This is a genomic window from Halomonas sp. LBP4, assembly GCF_003202205.1.
GTDB classification, from domain to species: domain Bacteria; phylum Pseudomonadota; class Gammaproteobacteria; order Pseudomonadales; family Halomonadaceae; genus Halomonas; species Halomonas flagellata.
Genome location: NZ_PDOG01000002.1, coordinates 244,023 through 263,031, shown reverse-complemented (window position 1 = coordinate 263,031; position 19,009 = coordinate 244,023). Strand labels below are relative to the sequence as shown.

Here is a 19,009-nt window from a genome sequence, read left to right as displayed (position 1 = left end):
GCGCTGTCATAGTACTTGTGGTAGGCTTCCTGAATATAATTCAGAACCTCTGCCGGTGTTGTCTTACCCATACTTACTCCTCTCCCTCGTAGAGCTTCTTCATGATGACAAGCCCGACCTCGGGTGGTACTCCCCGGTATATGCTTCTGCCATCTGCTCGTTCCGGTAGGCGCCCACTCGCCGTGACGAGTGCTCGAGCATAGAGCCCTGGCGGCTCACAACCGAGCGCACTGGTAAGGACACCCTTTACAGGATCGTAGCTGTGGAGCTTCACGCCATTTCTACGCGCATCGAGTGCCTTCGCCACGGCGAAGCCAGTTTCTCTGGCAACTCCCGCCAAGTCCCTGTAGAAAAAACGGCTTCCATGCAAGTCGACCTTGTAGGCACCGGGGCTCGCAGTGCCGTCCGATCGTTCCCAGCGAGCACGCACTGGGTTGAACCTGAAGGCAGCTTCACGCGCTTCGAGATGAATGACTGGCGCATCTTCCAGATATGACCAGAGCCCCGCGAGATTCGCCGCAATCTTGGCACCAGTTGACCGGGATATCATCGGTGCGCGTCCATGCGGATCGCGCACATCCCTTGCAAGATTTTCTAGCAGCTCGTCAGAGACATCGTCCCAGCGATGAACAGGCAGCGATCCCGTGTTGCTAATCGGCGAATAGCGGCCTCCCCCCGCGGTCAGAATTCGATCGATCAATGCGATGAAATCGCTCGAGTGGAAACCAGCGAGATAGCAACTGGAAGCACCTACTACCACGAGGGCCGGGGGTGCGACTTGCCATTCGCTGATCCTTCCGGGTCGATCCTCGATCGTGTCGATATGTCCTAGAGCAAGCAGCTCCGATGCCAATTGTGTGGGATACCAAGGCTCTTCATGCAAGAGGCCGGCTAAGCGCTGGAAGGTGTGCCACCCACCACTCCCGAGGTAGCAGAGACCATCGAGCACGATACTAGGTGAGCCCGGAACCTCACTTTTGATTACCGGCACGGTTTCGATTGGCGCCTTCCTGCGCGTCGCCCCGCAGTCTATCCCGTTCATCCCCCAGACATTGCGTTTCGCAACCTTTCGGGAACGGGAGAGAGTTTGAAGGCCGCATGTCTTACAGTGCATGCGCTTGGCCTCATATCTGTCGTCCCCCTTTTCAAAGGGCTCGACCTCCCAGCTGTGGTATCCACGAATAACGCAGGATTCTGGTGCTTCACTAGAGCGCCCCCCCCCTGTCTTCCATGCGACTTGGCTTTCTATCTCGGCCTCGCCGACAGGGATCTCTTCACAAACATGTAAAATTCCATCACGGTCATCCGGTTCTCCCCCTTCAGACAACTCGCCAAGAATAGTAGCTCCCTTCAGCCCTACCGGATCATCCGTTAACCTAGCGATTTTCTGGGCTGAGAATGATAAGTAGCCTTCCTTAGAAAGGAGATGGGAGAGTTGCTGCCGCCCAAGTGGACGTGGCGTGTTGGCTGAACGAAACGACAACCCCGCCTCGGAGAGCTCGGTTGCAGTTGTAATAACAACAGCGCGCGCATTAGCGCCTTCTAGTTCATCGCCAGGCTCGAACCCTGTTTCCATGAAATCGCCCTGCGCCTCGGCCGTACGTAGGATCTTGTCGGCGAGCCCAAGGGTTTCAAGGACGAGTAACAGCTTGGAACCTTCGCGGTCAGAACGCGCCTCGACTCGCGGGGGCCAGTCGGCATGCCAAACGCTCGGGCCGAGCTTTAATCCCCCAACCGCGGCAACCGATGCCTGGCCGCTGATCGGGTTCAATCCATAGAGGCTCTCGTGGGCGTTATTGACTGCGCGTATAAACTCCACTCCCCGAAGGATAAACCAATCCTCGGGAATTCCCGGAATCCCCCCCGGACGTAAAACTGTGTAACCTGGCCGAGCGCACTCAGCGAGGTGACCCTCTACCTTCTCGATCCAAGACTTGTGGCACATTAACGCGTGCTCATAGAAGAGATTAGCGCGCTGCACCTCTCGATAGCCCGGATCATCTTCAGAGCGGGAAAAGACTATTATAGGCTTAGCCGTGTAGGTGTATTGGATCCCTGTTAACTCTCCGACAAAGACCGCCGATCCAAGAAGAAGGCAGTTAATATCAATATCGCTAACAGGCCCAAGGAAGCGGAAGCCTGGCTCGGTTTCCTCTATGAGACGTAGCTCTCCATCCAGACCATCAAAGGCACGCCGGACCACTATGTTGGACACACTATTAAGCCGCAACGGTTCCGTGCTAGCGTTTCCTACCGCATGGAGCACTAGCGAGGCACGCCTTCTTGGGAAACCGGAAAACTCAAGCTTCCATTGAAACCTAGCCCGACCGGGACCCTCGCGGGTGACTCGCCCCCCCGGCGACCAGGCCTTGAACTCGTCAAGTGCTGCGGCCACCACCCTGTCACGGAGATCCGTGACTGCCCAGATCTTCTTCATCCAGGTCGTTGGACCCTCACCGCACATCCACTCGTGCAGGTACAAGAGCATTTCGGCTTCCGAAACTTTCTCGCCTGGAATGAGATGCATTTTCTCGAAGAGCCTAGAAAAACGCTGCCGATCTCCGTCACGCACAAGTGCCTGGGAGAGAGCATAGCTTGCGTACTTCCAACTATTAACCTGCTGAGCAGTCGGCCTACCAAGCTCATAGTCGTTCTCAGAAAGCCAAATATTTAGTGCTCGCCAAAACTGTCGTGTCGCCTTGGCATGCTGCTTAAGCTTCCCTTGATGAGTGAGGCTTGAGACTTCCAGCAAATCGAATAACCTTTGCGTGTAGTTGTTGGCTGAAAAATTTTCATCGGCACACATACGTTCCGCAGCGATTGAAAATGCACAAAGAAGGGCTGTAAACGGTGGAGGTTCTTTACGTCCTTTCAGGCTCCAATCCTGTAGCCACGCTAATTGCTGATGGTACGGATCGGCCTTGTCAAATCTCAGAGTTTCTGCAACACTTCTACCAACAAAATCTCCGATTTTTTTTGGTTCAATATCAAGCTTCGCCGCAATCCACTCCTTGGCATCTCCTTCAAGATCAAGGTAAATAGGCATCATTGCGAAACGCCCATAAAAAAAATACGCGTTCAAGGCATTATTAACGCTCGCATATTGATTTGATAGCATAAAGTGGCCCCTCAAAATCGTACCAGCGCTTAGCTCTGATCATGCCGACTAGGAAAGCCTCATCATTAATAAGAAACGTCGGCAGTACAGCAGGGAGTTCAAGGCCAATGGCGACTATCGCCGACCTGAAGAGTGACGAAACCATCTCGAAACTGGCCGTCCGCTTCGAGTCCATGGAGCTCCAGTGGAAGTACGAGCTGATAGACAACGCCACCGGCAAGATGTCTGCACATCCACCGGCCTAACTAGATGTGGGCGACAAGAGCTGGAGCGCTACTTCGCCTGATACAATCGGGAGCGATCACATCATGGGAATGGGCGATGATACACCTGAACTTCCCTCAACAACTGACCCAGCCGGCCTGACGCCGATGAAGCCCAACCTGTGCTTATATTGCCTTTCAGCTGATCCGAAGGATGGGATCTACTTCAAACCTACAAGAGATCACAGCTAGCGAAAAGGAGGTAAGCACATCGGCTACAATTTTAGGAAGCAGGCACGCTACCGCCCGGGGGTAACATCGTTTCCCTGAGACAGTCCTTGTCTGCGTATTCACTCCTTCTGCTTCTATCGGCAGCCGTCTTTGCGGCCTTAGCCCCAGTACACAAGACTACGTAACAGATTGCAAAGAAAAAGGGCCTACCCTTTGGTAGGCCCTTGCTCTCGGTCAGCTCAGCTGCGTCAGGCGTTCTTCCTAGTACTACAGTCGTAACTGAATAAGCTACAATGCATGTCATTGATATGGAAGCGATCACACGGTGAAGGATGCAAGCGCAGGCTCTCTCAGTCTCAGCATTGTTGGATGACCTTGCGGATCGATTAGGCCCGCTCTTTCCACGTTCGGAAACGCGCGCTCGCGCACTACGTTACCTCCAGGGGCTGCTCAGTCAGTGCGAACGAAAGAATGGCTGGCACCTCGCCGAGTGGCTCGGGGATGCGTCCCCGGATGGAGTGCAGTACCTGTTGGATCGAGCCCGTTGGGATGCGGAGGCGGCACGCGATGTCCTCCGCCAATGGGTCACCGATACGCTGGGCTCTCCTGAAGGTGTCCTGATCCTGGACGAGACCGGCTTTATCAAGAAAGGTCAGCACTCGGCTGGTGTGCAACGCCAGTATAGTGGCACCGCCGGCCGTATCGAAAATAGTCAGATCGGGGTCTTTCTGCTCCACGCCAGTCCGGCAGGGCATGCCTTCCTGGATCGAGCCCTTTACTTGCCCAAGTCCTGGACACAGGAGCGTGAGCGTTGTCGGCGTGCCGGGATTCCCGATGACGTCGAATTTGCCAGCAAACCAGAGCTCGCCCGCCGCATGCTGGAGCGCGCGCTGGACCAGGGGATACCGGCCTCCTGGGTGACGGGGGATACCGTCTATGGTGGCAACCGCAGCCTGCGCCCCTGGTTGGAAGAACGCTTGCAACCATTTGTTTTATAAGTGTCTTGCAACGAACCCCTGTGGTGGAAGAGCTTCCAGTACACGCGAGCTGACGAGATCGCGGCGACACTACCGGATGATGAATGGCAGACATTGGCCGCTGGCTCGGGCAGCAAGGGGGAACGCTGGTACGACTGGGCCTTGGCGCCCCTGATGAGGCTGCAGCCCTCGGAAGAGGTACGTCGTTGGGGACACTATCTCCTGATCCGACGCAGTCTCTCGAAGCCGGATGAGCTGGCCTATTATGTGGTCCATGCTCCCTGGACTGGGCGTTGATCGAGACCCTGGTTCGGGTAGCGGGTCAACGCTGGAAAATCGAGCAAGGTTTTCAGACGGCCAAGGGAGAATGCGGTCTGGATGACTATGAAGTGAGGCGATGGGGAAGCTGGCATCGCCACATCACCTTGTCGCTGTTGGCCCATGCCTTACTGGTGGCGATTCAGCAGGCGAGCCAACAGCAAAAAAAACTGTGTCCGACAGGATCCAGTGGACACTCCCCGAGCTCAGGCGGCTGATAGCGCGATGGCTATGGCAAGGACAACAAGCCTTGTCACATGCGCTTCACTGGTCGGATTGGCGACGAAAGCATCAGTATCGGGCTTGGCAGTGCCACTGTCGGCAGCAGCAAGCCCGGATGGCAATAGATGAACGATCATTGCAATAGTTACGACTGTAGTACTAGCCCCTCCTCACTCCCACTCGATCGTCGCGGGCGGCTTGCTGCTGACGTCGTAGGTGACGCGGGAAACGCCGCTGAGCTCGTTGATGATGCGGTTGGAGACCTTCTCCAGCAGCTCGTAGGGCAGGTGGGCCCAGCGGGCGGTCATGAAGTCGATGGTCTCCACGGCGCGCAGGGCGATGACCCATTCGTAGCGGCGGCCGTCGCCGACCACGCCCACGGACTTCACCGGCAGGAAGACGGCGAAGGCCTGGCTGGTCTTGTGGTACCAGTCGGCCTTGTGCAACTCCTCGATGAAGATGGCGTCGGCCTCGCGCAGGATGTCGGCGTACTCCTTCTTCACCTCACCGAGGATGCGCACGCCGAGGCCCGGCCCCGGGAAGGGGTGGCGGTAGACCATGTCGTAGGGCAGGCCGAGCTCCAGGCCCAGCTTGCGCACCTCGTCCTTGAACAGCTCGCGCAGCGGCTCGACCAGCTTGAGCTTCATGGTCTCGGGCAGGCCACCGACGTTGTGGTGCGACTTGATCACGTGGGCCTTGCCGGTCTTGCTGGCGGCGGATTCGATCACGTCGGGGTAGATGGTGCCCTGGGCCAGGAAGTCGACGCCCTCGATCTTGCTGGCCTCGTCGTCGAACACCTCGATGAAGGTGTTGCCGATGATCTTGCGCTTGGCCTCGGGGTCGGCCTCGCCCTCGAGCTTGCCGAGGAACAGCGCCTCGGCGTCCACGCGGATCACCTTGACGCCCATGTGCTGGGCGAAGGTCTCCATCACCTGGTCGCCCTCGGCCTTGCGCAGCAGGCCGTTGTCGACGAACACGCAGGTCAGCTGGTCGCCGATCGCTTTGTGCAGCAGCGCAGCCACCACCGAGGAGTCGACGCCGCCGGAGAGGCCGAGCAGCACGTGGCGGTCGCCGACCTGGTCGCGCACCCGGGCGACCTGGTCCTCGATGATCTGGGCCGGGGTCCAGAGGCGCTCGGCGCCACAGATCTCCAGCACGAAGTGCTCGAGGATGCGCTGGCCCTGCAGGGTGTGGGTCACCTCGGGGTGGAACTGCACCCCGTAGAAGCGCTTCTCCTCCCAGGCCATGGCGGCGATGGGGCAGCTCGGGGTCGAGGCGGTGACGGTGAAGGTGTCGGGCACCCGGGCGACCTTGTCGCCGTGGCTCATCCACACGTCGAGCAGGCCGCGGCCGGTCTCGCGGTCGACGTGGTCCTTGATGTCCTTGAACAGCGCGGTCTCCTCGTCGACGCGCACCTGGGCGTAGCCGAACTCGCGCTTGTGGGAGCCCTCGACGGCGCCGCCGAGCTGCTCGGCCATGGTCTGCATGCCGTAGCAGATGCCCAGTACCGGCAGGCCCATCTCGAACACGCACTGCGGGGCGCGCGGCGAGTCGAGCTCGATGACCGACTCCGGGCCGCCGGCGAGGATGATGCCGCTGGGGTTGTACTCGCGGATCTCGGCCTCGGTGATGTCGAAGGCGCGGATCTCGGAGAAGACGCCGATCTCGCGCACGCGGCGGGCGATCAGCTGGGTGTACTGGGAGCCGAAGTCGAGGATCAGGATCTTGTGGGCGTGAATATCGGTCATCTGGCCTTTCCCGTGAGAGGTAGACGGCCCGGAAACAGGAAAGCTGGAAGCGGCGCGGCCACTTCCAGCTTCAAGCTTCCGGCTTCAAGCTTGGGTTAACCCGCGCGGTAGTTAGGGGCTTCCTTGGTGATCTGCACGTCGTGGACGTGGGACTCGGCGAAGCCGGCGCCGGTGATCTGCACGAACTCCGGCTTGGTGCGCATCTCCTGGATGTCGATGCAGCCGGTGTAGCCCATGGAGGCGCGCAGGCCGCCCATCAGCTGGTGGACGATGGCGCTCATCACGCCCTTGTAGGGCACGCGGCCCTCGATGCCTTCCGGCACCAGCTTCTCGGCGCCTTCGCTCTTGTCCTGGAAGTAGCGGTCGGCGCTGCCCTGGCTCTGGGCCATGGCACCCATGGAGCCCATGCCTCGGTAGGCCTTGTAGGTGCGGCCCTGGAACAGCTCGACCTCGCCCGGGGCCTCCTCGGTGCCGGCCAGCAGGCCGCCGACCATCACGCAGCTGGCCCCGGCGGCGATCGCCTTGGCCAGGTCGCCGGAGAAGCGCACGCCACCGTCAGCGATAAGCGGGATGTCGTAGGGCGCCAGCGCCGCGGCGACATTGGAGACCGCGGTGATCTGCGGCACGCCGACGCCGGCCACCACGCGGGTGGTGCAGATGGAGCCGGGGCCGATACCCACCTTGACGCCGTCGGCGCCGGCCTCGGCCAGGGCCTTGGCCGCTTCGCCGGTGGCGATATTGCCGCCGATCACCTGGATCTGCGGGAAGTGCTCCTTCGCCCAGCGCACCCGGTCGACCACGCCCTTGGAGTGGCCATGGGCGGTATCGATGATGATCGCGTCGACGCCGGCCTCGGCCAGGGCGGCAATGCGGTCGGGCGTCTCGGGGCCGGTGCCCACGGCGGCGCCGGCCAGCAGGCGGCCGTCGGCGTCCTTGGCGGCGTAGGGGAAGGTGCGCGCCTTCTCGATGTCCTTGAAGGTGACCAGGCCGCGCAGGTGGAACTGGTCATTGACCACCAGCATCTTCTCGACGCGGTGCTCCTGCATCTTGCCCTTGATCACGTCGAGCGGGGTGCCCTCGGTCACGGTGACCAGGTGGTCGCGGGGGGTCATGATGTCGTAGACGCTGTCGCCGTGGTTGGGCTGGAAGCGCATGTCACGCTGGGTGACGATGCCGACCAGGGTCTCGCCCTCGACCACCGGGAAGCCGCTGAAGCCGTGCTCGGAGGCCATGGCCAGCAGGTCCTCGAGCTTGGCCTTGGGGCCCACGGTGACCGGGTCCTTGACGATCACGCTCTCGTGCTTCTTGACCTTGCGCACCTCCGCGGCCTGCTGGGCGATGCTCATGTTCTTGTGGATGATGCCGATGCCGCCTTCCTGGGCCATGGCGATGGCCAGGCGGGCTTCGGTCACGGTATCCATGGCGGCCGAGACGAGCGGGATGTTCAGGTAGAGGTTGCGGGTCAGGCGGGTCCGCAGGCTGACGTCCTTGGGCAGGACCTCGGAGTAGCCGGGTACGAGTAAGACGTCATCGAACGTAAGAGCTTCTTGGGCCATACGTAACATAATCGGCAACACCCATTTTGAGCAGATGGGAAGACGGGGGCGTGGAGAAGTTAATCAGCCATTATAACGGCTAGGGGACCGGGGCGGCAATGTGGTGTCGTGGCCTTCGGGATCCCCTCATCTACCCTGCAGGGCCTGCCCCCCTGCCTCGGCGGCCGCGCGCTGCGAACGTCGCGCGAATTCGCGCTGCCAGCGAGCCATGAAGGCGTCGCGGCGCTGGGGATCGACGAAGGCCAGCAGCGAGGCATTGAGCGGAATGGGGTAGAGACGGTCGCCGACCTGATCGCGCAGGCGCTGGGCGGTGTAGGGGCCGACCACGTCGGGACGCACGCTGAACAGCGGCGTCTGGCCGGCGAGCACCCGCTGGCCGTCGCGGCTGAGCAGGAAGTCGAGGAAGGCCTCGGCGGCCCGCGGCTGCGGCGCGTCGCGATGGATAAAGGCCATGCGCATCATCACCAGCGAATAGTCCTGGGGCACCTGGACGACGACCTCGGGGTGCTCCTGGGCCCACACCATGGCGTAGGAGCCCAGCAGGTTGTAGCCCAGCCAGTAGCGCCCCTCGCTGATCCCCTCGAGCATGGCCCGGGTATTGGCTTCCAGCACGGCCTCGGCGTCGCCCATGGCGGCGACCAGGTCCCAGAAACGGGTGGTGTAGCGGGCGTCCTGCTGGAACAGGGTATACCCCACGCCGCTGCGCGAGGGGGAATAGGTCGTCACCCGGCCCCGTAGCAGCTCCAGCTGCTCGGTCAACAGGGTATGCAGGTCGGCATGGGTGGCCGGCGGCATCATATGGCGCGACAGGTCGAGGCGGTAAGCCATGACGATCGGCTCGAAGGTGAAGCCGAACACCTCGTCACGCCACTTGGCCCACTCCGGCCAGCCCCGCGCGGCGGCGGAGTCCAGCCGCCGCGCATAGCCTTCGTTGACGCGCGCCATCTGCCACGGCATGGCCGAGCTGATCACCACGTCCGGTGCCGGCTCGGCCTGGGCGACGCGCTCGTCGACCTCCAGGGTGGAGCGATCGCGGAAGTCCAGGGCGATGTCGGGATGCGCTTGCTCGAAGGCTTCCAGCAGCGGCGCGACCACCTCGCGGTCCAGCGCCGCCTCGACCACCAGCGGCGTCGCCGCCCCGCCCACCGCCGGCGCCAGCAGCAGGCCAACCAACAGCACGCTACGGCAGTGCGCGATCATGGCGTCTCCTCCGGTGACAGGGGGAAGCGCAGGCCGACCCGGAGCCCGTGCGGCTCGCGAGCGGCCAGGCTCAGGCGGGCGCCATGGCGCCGGGCGATGGAGTCGACGATCGCCAGGCCCAGGCCGGAGCCGCGGGTGTCCTGGCGCCCGCCACGCTCGAAGGGTTGGTGCAGGCGCTCTCGGACCTCCGGGGCCACGCCGGGCCCGTCGTCCTCGATGAACAGCTCCACCTCGTCGGCCTGGCGCACCAGGCCCAGGGTGATCATGCTGCCCGGCGGCGTGTAGCGCAGCGCATTGTCGATCAGGTTGCCGAGCAGCTCGCGCAGCGCCCAGGGCTCGCCGTGGATGAACAACGACGTGCCGGGCAGTTCGGCGAGCCCCAGGTCGTGATCCCCGGCGACATCGCGCTCGGCCCAGTCGAGCACGGTCTCGCGCAGCAGCGCCGCCAGGTCGAGGCGGCGCATCTCGCTGCCATCGGCGACATGGCGCAGGCGCGCCAGGCTCAACAGCTGGTTCGCCAGGCGGCTGGTGCGTTCTGCCCCACCGTGGACCGCCGCCAGCGCCCGGCGCCATTCGTCGGGCCGGGGGCTCTTCAGCGCCAGCTCGCTGGTGCTCTGCAGCCCGGCCAGCGGCGTCTTGAGCTGATGGCTGGCATCGGCGGTGAAGCGCAACAGCGCATCGCGGCTCTCGCGCTGGCGGGCGAACAGGGTATCGAGGGTCTCGGCCAGCTCGCGCATCTCCTCCGGCACCCGGGCATCGAACGGGCGCATGTCGTCGGCCTCGCGCTGGCGCAGCAGCTGGCGCAGCCGGCGCATGGGCGTCAGCGCCACGCGCATCGCCAGCAGCATCAATAGCCCGGCCAGCAGCACCATGACCAGGAAACGGGTCACCGCGCGCTCGAACAGCTCGCCGGCCAGCGCCTCGCGCCCGGCCAGGGTGTGACCGACCCAGATCTGCACCGGGTCCTGGGTTTCCCAGCCGGCCGAATCGAATTCCCGCCCATGCAGGCGCCAGCCGGCGCCGGGGGTGTCGGCATTCGTCCACACCGGCCGCTCGGCCACCTGCTCGCGCCCGTCGGCCGGGATGGGGAAATCCAGGTTGGTCGAGACCCGCTGTCCGTCGGCATCGAGCACCGCGTAGAAGACGCGTTCCTGATGGCGGGTGGCGAGGATCTGCAACGCCGCGGCGGGAATCTCCACCACCGGCCGGCCCTCCTGCCATTGCACCGCCTCGGCGATGGTCAGCGCCGCGGCCTCGAGCTGGCTGTCGTAGGCGCGCTCGGCGGCACGCTGGGAGCTGACGTAGGCCTCGATCAACAGCAGCGCCCCGAGTGCACTCACGGTGACCAGTAACCATACCGCCAGGCGCGATTTCAGGGTGCCGTCGACCTCGATCACCGCGGCTCTTCCTCGAGACGATAGCCCAGGCCGCGGAAGGTGCGGATGCGCAGCCCACTGCCCTGCAGGCGCTTGCGCAGCCGGCTGATGTAGACCTCCAGAGCGTTGGAGCCCACCTCGCCGAAGCCGAACAGCCGGTTCTCGAGCAGCTCGCGCGGGGTGATGCTGCCGGCATGCAGCAGCAGGCCTTCCAGCAGGCGCAGCTCGCGACGCGGCAGATCGAGAGGCTCGCCGTTCAGTGCGGCGACCCCCGAGGCCGGGTCGAAACACAGTGCGCCCAGGCTCAGGCGGTTGTCGATGCGCTGCTGGCTGCGCCGCAACAGGGCACGCACCCGCGCCTCGAGTTCGGCGAGCGAGAAGGGCTTGGCCAGGTAGTCGTCGGCGCCCAGGTCGAGCCCGCGCACCCGGTCGTCGACGCCGTCGCGGGCGGTGAGGATCAGCACCGGGGTGGTGTCGCCGCGCTCGCGCAGCTCGCCGAGCAGCGTCAGGCCATCGCCGTCGGGCAGCCCCAGGTCGAGCAGGATCAGGTCGAAGGCATCGTGGCGCAGCGCGGCGCGAGCCTCGGCGCAGCGGGCGAAGGCCTCGACGGTGTTGCCCAGCGGGGTCAGGGCGTTGTCCAGCGAGCGGGCGATGAGGGGGTCGTCCTCGACGACAAGCAGGCGCATGCGACCAAAGTCTCACAGTGTCGGGGATGAGATGACAGGTTGATGAAAGGTCGCGCGCCTAGCATCGCTCCTGTCATCGACGGTGATGATGAAAACAAGAGAACAGGAGTTCGCCATGAAGATCAACAAGGCTTTCCGTCACTGCTCTGGCCTGGCTCTGCTGGGCTTGCTGTTTACCGGCGGCGCCCAGGCCCAATCCAATTCCACCGAGTGTATCGCCCCGGCCAAACCGGGTGGTGGCTACGACCTGACCTGTCGTCTGGCGGCCAACGGCCTGCAGGAGACCGGGCTGATCGACAGGCCGATGGTCGTCAGCTATATGCCGGGCGGTATCGGCGCCGTGGCCTACAACCACGTCAACGGCGTGCGCAAGGACGATCCCAACCTGATCGTGGCGGCCAGTACCGGCGCGGCGGTCAACCTGGCGCTGGGCAAGTTCGGCGAATACGACGCCGACGAGGTGCGCTGGGTGGGTGCGCTGGGCGTCGACTACGGGGCCATCGTGGTCAATGCCGATGCCCCCTGGCAGAGCCTCGATGATCTGATGGACGAGTTGCGCGACAACCCGGGCGAGATCGCCTTCGGCGCCGGCGGCACCGTGGGCAGCCAGGACTGGATGAAGGCGGCACTGACCGCCAAGGCCGCCGACGTCTCCCCGCAGAGCCTGCGCTACGTGGCCTTCGAGGGCGGCGGCGAGGCCCTGGCGGCGCTGCTCGGCAATCATATCCAGGTGTTCACCGGCGACCTCTCCGAGCTCAAGTCGCAGCTCGAGAGCGGCAAGGTCCGCGTGCTGGCGGCCCTGTCCGAAGAGCGCATGGACGGGCCCTACGCCGAGATCCCCACCGCCGCCGAACAGGGCTATGACGTCCAGTGGCCGATCTGGCGCGGCTACTACATGGGCCCCAATGTCGACGACGCGGCCTATCAGGCCTGGGTCGAGCGCCTCGCGGCGCTGGCCGAAGAGCCGGCCTTCGCCGAGCTGCGCGAGGCCCGCGGGCTGTTCCCGATGTCGCGCTTCGGCGATGACTTCGACGGCTACGTCAAGCAGCAGGTCGCCGAGTTCAAGTCACTGGCCGAAGAAGTGGGACTGGCGCAATGACGGTTCCCGGACGTCGGGCCGCCGACCGACTGCTGGGGCTCTGCCTGCTCGGTCTGGCGGCGTTCGTCGCTGTCCAGGCCCTGCAGCTGGAAGTGCCCTTCAGCTATGACCCCGTCGGGCCCAAGGCCTTCCCGCTGGGCCTGGCGATCCTGCTCGCCGGCCTGTCGCTGGTGCTGGTGGCCAAGCCCGGCGACAACGGCCACTGGCCGCATGGGGCCCTGGGCCTGAAACTCCTGGCGGTGCTCGGGGTGCTGCTGGTCTACGCCACCCTGTTCACCCGCCTCGGCTATATCGTCACCTCACTGCTGGCCATCACGCTCCTGGCGCGGCTCTTCGCCGCCGCCTGGGGCAAGGCGCTGCTGACCGGCGCGCTGATGGCCGTGGGCAGCTATTTCCTGTTCACCCGCGGGCTGGGGATTTCGCTCCCCCACGGCCTGTGGTTGAGCGCCCTGGCGTAGAGGAGCCCATCCATGTTCGATTTCCTGATCCAGGGCTTCGGCGTCGCCCTGAGCCCCCTCAATCTCGGGCTGGCCTTCCTCGGCGCCCTGCTCGGCACGCTGTTCGGCGCCCTGCCGGGCATCGGCCCGATCAACGGCATCGCCATCCTGATGCCGCTAGCCTATACCCTGGGCCTGCCGGCCGAGTCGGCGCTGATCCTGCTCGCCGGCATCTACACCGGCGCCGAGTACGGCGGGCGCATGTCGAGCATCCTGCTCAACGTGCCCGGCGATGCCGGCGCGGTGATGACCACCCTCGACGGCCATCCGCTGGCCAAGCAGGGCCTGGCCGGGCCGGCGCTGGGGCTGTCGGCGGTCAGTTCGTTCGTCGGCGCCACCATCGCCATCCTCGGCCTGACGCTGTTCGCGCCACTGCTCGCCGAGGTCGCGGTGATGTTCGGGCCCGCCGAGTTCTTCGCCCTGATGGTGTTCGCCTTCGCCTCGATGTCGGTGATGATGGGCAAGGACCCGGTCAAGACCGCCATCGGCGCGGTGCTCGGCGTGCTGATCGCCACCGTCGGCGTGGACTCCGGCACCGGCGTGCTGCGCTACACCTTCGGCATGGCCGAGCTCTACGACGGCATCGACTTCGTGGTGATGATCATCGGGCTGTTCGCCATCAGCGAGATCCTGCTGATGCTCGAGCACGCCAACCGCCAGGATGGCGAGGGCGACATCCCGCCGCTGGGCCGCGTGTTCGTCAGCCTCAAGGAGATCCTGTTCTGCAAGGGCGCTATGCTGCGCTCGGGCCTGATCGGCTTCATCATCGGCGTGCTGCCCGGCACCGGGGCCTCGGTGGCCGGCGCGGTGTCCTACACCACCGAGAAGCGCCTCTCCGACAAGGAGGGCACCTTCGGCAACGGCGACATGCGTGGGCTGGCGGCGCCCGAGGCGGCCAACAACGCCTCGGCGGCGGGCTCCTTCGTGCCCATGCTGACCCTCGGCATTCCCGGTTCCGGTACCACCGCCGTGCTGCTCGGCGCGCTGATGCTCTACAACATCACCCCCGGGCCGATGATGTTCAGCGAGCGCCCCGAGGTCGCCGGCGGCCTGATCGCCTCGCTGTATATCGGCAACCTGGTGCTGCTGGCGCTGAACCTGCCGCTGGCCGGCGTCTTCGCCAAGGTGCTGACCATCCCGCGCTGGGTGCTGGTGCCGGGTATCGCCCTCCTGGCCTTCGTCGGGGTCTATCAGCTCCACTCCGATCTCACCGCCATCTACCTGATGCTGGCCATCGGCGTGTTCGGCTACCTGCTGCGCAAGCTGGGCTTCTCGCTGGCCCCGGTGATCCTCGGCTACGTGCTGGGCGGGCTGATGGAGGAGAACCTGCGCCGCGCCCTGGCGATCAGCGGCGGCGACGTGGAGATCCTGTGGCGTTCGGGCATCTCGCTGGGATTGTGGATCGCCGCCGCGGCACTGCTGGTACTGCCCTGGCTGCTGCCGAAGCTGTTGGCGAAGCTGCAGCCCGGCAACAGGCCACTGGAGCAGGTCGAGGACGACTGATACCGTTCACTCCCGTCACCGCGAGCCCGCTGGCGGGTTCGACGTCTCCCCCTAACGGGCTAGAGGAGAATACAGCGCTTTGAACAGCACCATCAGGCAGCGGATGATCACCACGGGCAGGTTCCTGCCGACACTGGCACTGGGCATCGGCGGTGGCGGCCTCGCCTATTGGCTGCACATGCCCCTGCCCTGGTTGCTGGGCGCGATGATCGTGACGACGGTCGTCAGCCTGGCGGGCATCCGGCTGCGCCCACCAAGCTCGTCACGCAAGGCGGTGCTGGTGGTCATTGGCGTGATGCTGGGTTCGGCCTTCACCCCCGATCTGTCCGGCGACCTGCCCCTATGGGGCACGAGCCTGGTCATCATGCTGCTGGCCACGGCCGTGATGATGGCCTTCTCGGTATGGTTCTCCCGCCGCGTGGCCGGGAATTCGCCGGATACCGCCCTGTACTCGGGGGTGCCCGGTGGCGTGTCGGCGGTCACGCTCATGGCGATGGACTCGAACGCCGACCTGCGCACCGTCGGCATGACCCATGCCGTACGCATCCTGATCCTGCTGATTGCCATTCCACCGCTCCTGCAGGCCATCGGCCATGTCAGCCTGCAGCCTGGGGCGATGAGCCTGGCGCAGTGGCTGTGGCTGCCGACGCTGGAGGATGCGGCCTGGCTCGCCGCCGCCGGAGTGGCCGGCGTGTGGATGGGGAACTGGCTGAGGTTGCCCAACGCGCTGTTGTTCGGGCCGGCCCTGATCTCGGCCGCGCTGCACCTGACGGGCGTGACCCAGGCCGCGATTCCGCCGACGATCATCGCCCTGGCCCAGGTCATCATCGGCGTCTCGGTGGGGGTGCGCTTCGCGGGCACCTCGCTGCTCGATGTGGGCTACGACCTGACGATGGCCGTGCTGCAGACGGTCGCCCTGCTGCTGATCGCCGTTCTGGCCGCCTGGGGAGCGCATGCCTTGACGGGCTATTCATTGGCCGCGGCACTGCTGGCCTATATGCCGGGCGGCGCACCCGAGCTGAGCCTCGTCGCTCTCTCGCTGGGCATCGACCCCGCCTTCGTGACCTCGCACCACCTGCTGCGCATCACGGTGCTGATCCTGCTGATGCCCGTGCTGCTGAACCACTGCCGACGCTGGAGCGCCTGATACGACCAGGGAACCCATGCGGCCCTCTTCCATCGCGGCTGCAGTCACTCCAACACTAGCTGTCGCGACATCCATGGATACCCACGAAATGGGCCATGGCGATGGCCAGGCGGGCTTCGGTCACGGTATCCATGGTGGCCGAGACGAGCGGGATGTTCAGGTAGAGGTTGCGGGTCAGGCGGGTCCGAAGGCTGACGTCCTTGGGCAGGACCTCGGAGTAGCCGGGTACGAGTAATACGTCATCGAACGTAGTACTTGGGCCATACGTAACATAATCCGCAACACCCAGTGCGCTGGCGGGGGGAGTGAAGTTAATCAACCTTCATAACGGCCATGGGTGGGTCACGTCACGGGGGGAAAGGCAACGGAAGCGTAGCCTGCCTACGAGCCGGCCCATTAGAAAAGCTGGTATTACCATCAGGTTCGCCGCAGTGAACTAAAATGGATAGGCTCGACCAAGGCTTCCCTCAAGCAACGTGCCGCTCAGGAAAGGGGTGTCGACATGAACTGGGACCAGATCGAAGGCAAGTGGAAGGAGCTGAAGGGCAAGGCTCGCTCGAGCTGGGGAGAGCTCACCGATGACGAGCTGGATCAGCTCCAAGGCAAGCGCGACCAGCTGGTCGGCAAGTTGCAGCAGAAGTACGGCCTGGCCCGCGAAGAGGCCGAGAAGCAGGCCGATGAATGGGCCAGGAAACTCTAATCCGAGTTGTGGCTCGATCGACGAGCCACTGGAGGACTGCCATGCACAAGCACGTCCTGACCGTTGCGATTGCGGCCCTGGCTGGAAGCCTCGCCCTCGTTGCCCAGGCTGTCGAGGAGCCCGGTGCCCCCCAGGGCCTCTACGCAGCCGATGACATTCTGGGCTCCGATGTCTTTCTGGCCGACGACCCCGAGGAAGACGTCGGTCGCGTGGAGAACCTGTTGCTCGATGACGACATGCGCGTCACCGCCATCGTGGTCAAAAGTGGTACGGTCCTGGGCCTGGGCGGACGCGAGGTGGTCGTCGAAGCCGAACAGTTCCGGCTCGAAAGCGAGCTGGACGAGGCTGGCGCTACCACGCACCGCATCCTGGTGGAAGCCGCCGCCGAGGAGATGGAAGCGTTTCCGGAGTACGACCGTGACTGGTGGGAACGGGCCAGGGAACAAGCTCGCGAGACCTGGGAGAAGACCCGCGAGGGTGCCGCAAGCGCCTGGCATAGCACGCGCGAGGCCCTGACCCCCGACGAAGAGTCCACGCCCGAGCCTCCCGACGAGGCTGAAGTCCCCGAAGACGCTGAAGTCCCCGAGGAGGCTGAAGCGCCCGAAGAGGCTGAAGCCCCCGAAGACCAAGGCTGATCTCCGCTGACGGGCCATCGCCCCACCGCCATGACATGACGCCGAGCCGGCCAGGCTCGGCGTCATGGGTGGGTAGCCGCCATGATAGAGTGGCGGCTCGCCCCCGTCAGGATGAGAGAGTGCCATGTCCCGCCCCGATGCCCCCGCCCTTTCCGTCAGCGAGGTGAACCGTCGCGCCCGGCAGACGCTGGAGCGCGACTTCGGCGAGCTGTGGGTCGAAGGCGAGCTCTCGGGGGTGTCGCGGCCGAACTCGGGGCATCTCTACTTCACCCTCAAGGACGACCGGGCCCAGCTGCGCTGCGCGCTGTTCCGCAACCGCGCGCGCTTCATCGCCGCCCCGATGCGCGACGGCGACCGGGTCAAGGTGCGCGGGCGGCTGTCGATCTTCGAGCCGCGGGGCGACTACCAGTTGATCGTCGAGGCGGTGCAGGCGGCCGGCGTCGGCGAGCTGCTGGCGGCCTTCGAACGGTTGAAGACCCGGCTCGCCGCCGAGGGGGTGTTCGCCAATGCGCGCCCCCTGCCCTACCCGCCACGCCACCTGCTGGTGCTCACCTCGCCCACCGGCGCGGCGATCCGCGACGTGCTGGCGGTGCTGGCGGCGCGCTGGCCGCAGGTCGCGGTGACGCTGATCCCGGTGCCGGTGCAGGGCCGCGAGGCGGCCCCGGCGCTGATCTCGGCGCTGGGCCTGCTCAACCGCCAGTCGGCGCTGGACCCGGCCCGCGACGCCATCCTGATCACCCGCGGCGGCGGCAGCCTGGAGGACCTCTGGGCCTTCAACGACGAGCACCTGGCCCGGGCGATCTTCCACTCGCGGCTGCCGGTGATGTCGGCGGTGGGCCACGAGGTGGACGTGACGCTCGCCGACTTCGCCGCCGACGTGCGCGCCCCCACGCCGTCCGCCGCGGCCGAGCAGCTGGTGCCCGACCGGCGCGAACTGGCCGCCCGCCTGGTCACCCTGGGCAACCGGTTACGGCGCGCCCAGCTCGGCCGGCTGGAGCGCGAGGCCCAGCGCCTCGACCACCTGCGCGCCCGGCTGCGCCACCCCCGCGAGGCGCTGGCGCGCCAGCGCACGACCCTGGCCCAGCTCGAGGCCCGGATGGTGCGCGCCATCCAGGGGCGGCTGGCGACCGAGCGCCGCCGCGAGGCGCACCTGGCCCAGCGGTTGGCCGCCCACCCGCCGAGTCGCCAGCTGGAAGAGGCGAGACAGCGGCTGGCCCGCGCCCGTGGCCGGCTGATCCCGGCCGTGCAGCGCGAGCTCGCCCGCCGGCGCGAGCGGCTCGGCGGCCTGGCCCGCGAGCTGCAGGCGGTGAGCCCGCTGGCGGTGCTGGGGCGTGGCTATGCGATCCTGGAAGACGACCGGGGACAGGTGATCCGCCGGGCGACGGACACCGAACCCGGCCAGGCCCTCACCGCCCGCCTGGGCGAGGGGCGCCTGACGCTGGAGGTCAAGCGGCGGCTGAAGGGGTAAGCGACGACAAGGAGGGCATCCCTGGGGCTGAGCCAGGGGCATCCCCACGAATATCTCGAAGATGGCAGCACGTTCGCCGAAAAAGGCCCCGAGGCCGCCCCTAGGGGGTCAGGCCCCGACGAATCCCCACATTTTTCTCGACGTTGATAGCTTGTTCGCCGAATAAGGCGCCGAGGCTGCCCCTATGGGGTCAGACCCCAGCCAAGTCGCGAAGCCCGTCATGGTGCGTCTTGCGAGCGGATGCGACGCCGCCGGGGTCTGACCCCATAGGGACCGGCAGCGCTGGCAGCCTGCCACCCACCCATGCCCAACACATTGATAATGC

The 19,009-nt window shown here is 65.1% G+C and carries 14 protein-coding genes and 2 pseudogenes; 9 read left to right on the top strand and 7 right to left on the bottom strand.

Features of this window, described 5'->3' with window-relative positions:
• Positions 1 to 73: 73 nt before the first annotated feature.
• Positions 74 to 3,118 carry a hypothetical protein gene (locus CR157_RS22205; RefSeq protein WP_146218659.1) on the bottom strand — a complete coding sequence of 1,015 codons (3,045 nt, stop codon included), beginning with the start codon at positions 3,116 to 3,118 and terminating at the stop codon, positions 74 to 76.
• 107 nt (positions 3,119 to 3,225) lie between these two features.
• Here CR157_RS22205 and CR157_RS22570 point away from each other — a divergent pair, with 107 nt between their 5' ends.
• Both CR157_RS22570 and CR157_RS08210 read left to right on the top strand, forming a co-directional pair.
• Positions 3,226 to 3,363 carry a hypothetical protein gene (locus CR157_RS22570; RefSeq protein WP_181422004.1) on the top strand — a complete coding sequence of 46 codons (138 nt, stop codon included), beginning with the start codon at positions 3,226 to 3,228 and terminating at the stop codon, positions 3,361 to 3,363.
• Positions 3,364 to 3,884: 521 nt separating this feature from the next.
• Positions 3,885 to 5,065: pseudogene (locus tag CR157_RS08210) on the top strand (IS701 family transposase).
• 174 nt (positions 5,066 to 5,239) lie between these two features.
• On the opposite strand, the gene guaA reads toward CR157_RS08210, so the two are convergent.
• The 5 genes from guaA to CR157_RS08185 all read right to left on the bottom strand — a co-directional run bounded on the left by guaA (position 5,240) and on the right by CR157_RS08185 (position 11,635).
• Positions 5,240 to 6,817: a glutamine-hydrolyzing GMP synthase gene (gene guaA / locus CR157_RS08205; protein WP_110283068.1), complete on the bottom strand. Its 1,578-nt coding sequence runs from the start codon at positions 6,815 to 6,817 to the stop codon at positions 5,240 to 5,242.
• A 95-nt stretch (positions 6,818 to 6,912) separates the two neighbouring features.
• The gene (gene guaB, locus CR157_RS08200; protein WP_110283067.1) at positions 6,913 to 8,382 is read right to left on the bottom strand and encodes an IMP dehydrogenase; all 1,470 of its coding nucleotides are present in this window, start codon (positions 8,380 to 8,382) and stop codon (positions 6,913 to 6,915) included.
• Between the two features lie 117 nt (positions 8,383 to 8,499).
• Positions 8,500 to 9,573 (bottom strand): ABC transporter substrate-binding protein, encoded by a 1,074-nt coding sequence (locus tag CR157_RS08195; protein ID WP_110283066.1) that lies wholly within the window; start codon positions 9,571 to 9,573, stop codon positions 8,500 to 8,502.
• Positions 9,570 to 10,970, bottom strand: a complete 1,401-nt coding sequence (locus tag CR157_RS08190; RefSeq protein WP_110283065.1) for a sensor histidine kinase — start codon at positions 10,968 to 10,970, stop codon at positions 9,570 to 9,572. Before CR157_RS08190 ends, CR157_RS08195 begins: the two co-directional genes overlap by 4 nt.
• A complete protein-coding gene (locus CR157_RS08185; RefSeq protein ID WP_110283064.1) occupies positions 10,967 to 11,635 on the bottom strand; it encodes a response regulator in 669 nt (222 codons plus the stop codon). The genes CR157_RS08190 and CR157_RS08185 overlap by 4 nt, the downstream gene beginning before the upstream one ends.
• A gap of 115 nt (positions 11,636 to 11,750) precedes the next feature.
• On the opposite strand from CR157_RS08185, the gene CR157_RS08180 reads away from it, so the two are divergent.
• The 4 genes from CR157_RS08180 (at position 11,751) to CR157_RS08165 (ending at position 15,881) form a co-directional block, all read left to right on the top strand.
• Positions 11,751 to 12,734, top strand: a complete 984-nt coding sequence (locus CR157_RS08180; RefSeq protein ID WP_110283063.1) for a Bug family tripartite tricarboxylate transporter substrate binding protein — start codon at positions 11,751 to 11,753, stop codon at positions 12,732 to 12,734.
• Entirely contained in the window at positions 12,731 to 13,192 is a 462-nt protein-coding gene (locus tag CR157_RS08175) for a tripartite tricarboxylate transporter TctB family protein (RefSeq protein ID WP_110283062.1), read from the top strand. The genes CR157_RS08180 and CR157_RS08175 overlap by 4 nt, the downstream gene beginning before the upstream one ends.
• Positions 13,193 to 13,204: 12 nt before the next feature.
• Positions 13,205 to 14,734 (top strand): tripartite tricarboxylate transporter permease, encoded by a 1,530-nt coding sequence (locus CR157_RS08170; protein WP_110283061.1) that lies wholly within the window; start codon positions 13,205 to 13,207, stop codon positions 14,732 to 14,734.
• 79 nt (positions 14,735 to 14,813) lie between these two features.
• The gene (locus tag CR157_RS08165; RefSeq protein ID WP_258364102.1) at positions 14,814 to 15,881 is read left to right on the top strand and encodes an AbrB family transcriptional regulator; all 1,068 of its coding nucleotides are present in this window, start codon (positions 14,814 to 14,816) and stop codon (positions 15,879 to 15,881) included.
• Between the two features lie 76 nt (positions 15,882 to 15,957).
• On the opposite strand, the pseudogene CR157_RS08160 reads toward CR157_RS08165, so the two are convergent.
• A pseudogene (locus CR157_RS08160) lies at positions 15,958 to 16,170 on the bottom strand (IMP dehydrogenase); the annotation flags it as partial.
• Between the two features lie 213 nt (positions 16,171 to 16,383).
• Between CR157_RS08160 and CR157_RS08155 the strand changes: the two are divergent.
• From CR157_RS08155 to xseA, 3 genes are all read left to right on the top strand, one after another.
• Entirely contained in the window at positions 16,384 to 16,581 is a 198-nt protein-coding gene (locus CR157_RS08155) for a CsbD family protein (RefSeq protein WP_110283060.1), read from the top strand.
• A 41-nt stretch (positions 16,582 to 16,622) separates the two neighbouring features.
• A complete protein-coding gene (locus tag CR157_RS08150; RefSeq protein WP_110283059.1) occupies positions 16,623 to 17,216 on the top strand; it encodes a PRC-barrel domain-containing protein in 594 nt (197 codons plus the stop codon).
• A 124-nt stretch (positions 17,217 to 17,340) separates the two neighbouring features.
• Positions 17,341 to 18,684 carry an exodeoxyribonuclease VII large subunit gene (gene xseA / locus CR157_RS08145; protein ID WP_110283058.1) on the top strand — a complete coding sequence of 448 codons (1,344 nt, stop codon included), beginning with the start codon at positions 17,341 to 17,343 and terminating at the stop codon, positions 18,682 to 18,684.
• Positions 18,685 to 19,009 lie beyond the last annotated feature (325 nt).